Source organism: Sphingomonas sp. LH128, from assembly GCF_000293195.2.
GTDB lineage: Bacteria > Pseudomonadota > Alphaproteobacteria > Sphingomonadales > Sphingomonadaceae > Novosphingobium > Novosphingobium resinovorum_A.
The window spans coordinates 1-1781 of the sequence record NZ_ALVC01000411.1 but is presented as its reverse complement, the minus strand read 5'-3'; the positions used below and the strand labels follow the sequence as shown (position 1 = coordinate 1781).

Genomic DNA, 1781 nt, shown 5'->3' with positions numbered 1-1781 from the left:
TGGTTCCAGAGGCATTGAGGCCCGCGCGAAGCCTTCGCCGCGCCGTTGCCGGAAGCGCATCGTCGCGGGCTCTCCGAGCGATATGCCGATGATGTGCTCGTAGACCGGGCGATCCCTGTGCCAGCCGATGCCCGCACCTGGATCGTACCGGATCAGCAAGGCCTGGATCAGCAGATCGGGAGCAAGGCCGACAAAATGTGCTGCCCGATCACGAAACGGCTCCAGCCAGTCCGGGATCGGCGGCGCTTCCATGGGCTTGCCCGCCTCGAAGTCATAGCACCACCCGAATGATGTGGTGAACCGTTTGCCGGTCCAGCCCTGAAAGCGGAACGGCTTCAGATCGCTCTCGTCGATCCTGCGGATCAGCATTTGCTCCTCCGATCGATCGATGATGTCCGGCCGCTCGGCGAGACCGGGCAGAACGGGCGTATCGAACAGGTCCAGCATCATGCCGCCTCGCTTTCGCCGAAAATCGGCAACTCGACCCCGGCGGCCAAATCCGCCGCCGGGGCCTCACCGAAATTCGACACCGTCACGCCAACCAGCCGGATCCCCTTTATCGGCGGCAACACCGTGCGTACGAGATCGATGGCGCAGCGCTGGAGGTTCTCCTGGGTCACGATGACGCTGGGCTGACTGCGGCTGCGTGTAATCTGCTGGAAGTCGCCGTACTTGATCTTGACCGTAACGGTCCGCCCGAAGGTTTCGCGCGCCTCGCACCAGCGCCAGACGTCATCGGCCATCCTCAGGATACCGGCCTCGATCTCACCGGGCTCCGTCAGGTCGCGGTCGAACGTCGTTTCCGACCCGCATGACTTGCGCACCCGGTTGGGATTGACCGGGCGATCGTCGACGCCCCGCGCGATCGCGAAGTACCATTCTGCTGAACTGCCGAAGTTCTGCTGCAGGAAGCCCAGCGACTTTGCCCTGAGGTGGGCACCGGTTTCGATACCCAGGCGCTTCATCTTCTCAGCCGTCACCGGCCCCACCCCGTGAAAGCGACTGACCGGCAGCGTCTCCACCCAAGCTTCGCCCATATCCGGGGTGACAGCGAACTGTCCGTTCGGCTTGCGATGGTCGGATGCCAGCTTCGCGAGGAACTTGTTGTATGAGATCCCCGCCGATGCCGTGAGCCCGGTCTCGTCGAGGATGGCCTTGCGGATGGCCTTGGCCGTCCTCCAGGCTGTCTCGATACCGCTTTTGTTCGCTGTCACGTCGAGATAGGCCTCGTCGAGGGAAAGCGGCTGGATTAGGTCGGTGTAGCGCGCAAAGACTTCATGGATCTGGCGCGACACATCCTTGTAGACCTCGAAGCGTGGCGGCACGAAGATCAGTTCCGGACAGCGGCGCAGTGCCGTCACCGAGGGAAGCGCCGATTTCACGCCGAACTTGCGCGCTTCATAGCTGGCAGCTGCGACGACACCTCGGGATGCGCCATGCCCGACGGCTACCGGACGTCCCCGAAGGGATGGATCATCGCGCTGTTCAACGGAGGCGAAGAAGGCATCCATGTCCACGTGAATGATCTTGCGGATGGCTGAGTCGACCATGCGCAGGCAATAGCATGACTGGAACAAATAACGAACATTTTATGTGTGACCAGATGACAGCCGGGCGCGTGCACAGGACTTCTGCGCTTACGCTACCCCGTCTTCCTCATACCTGCCCGCAAGCCGCAATTGACGCACGATCCCATTGAATGCCGCAGTCACACCTTGGGCGCGTCCGATCTCGTTCTCCTGGCGCGCCGCGTCCCAGTACAGTTCAAGCGGCCAACGCTC

At 62.4% G+C, this 1781-nt stretch carries 2 protein-coding genes; both read right to left on the bottom strand.

The genetic code is table 11. The features are described from left to right. Positions 1 to 450 (bottom strand): alpha-ketoglutarate-dependent dioxygenase AlkB (locus tag LH128_RS26855; RefSeq protein ID WP_008832847.1); only part of this gene is annotated, 450 nt, incomplete at its 3' end. Continuing rightward, on the bottom strand, positions 447 to 1550 hold the full coding sequence (gene dinB / locus LH128_RS26850; protein ID WP_008832846.1) for a DNA polymerase IV: 1104 nt from the start codon (positions 1548 to 1550) through the stop codon (positions 447 to 449). The genes LH128_RS26855 and dinB, both read right to left, overlap by 4 nt. Between the last annotated feature and the right edge of the window lie 231 nt (positions 1551 to 1781).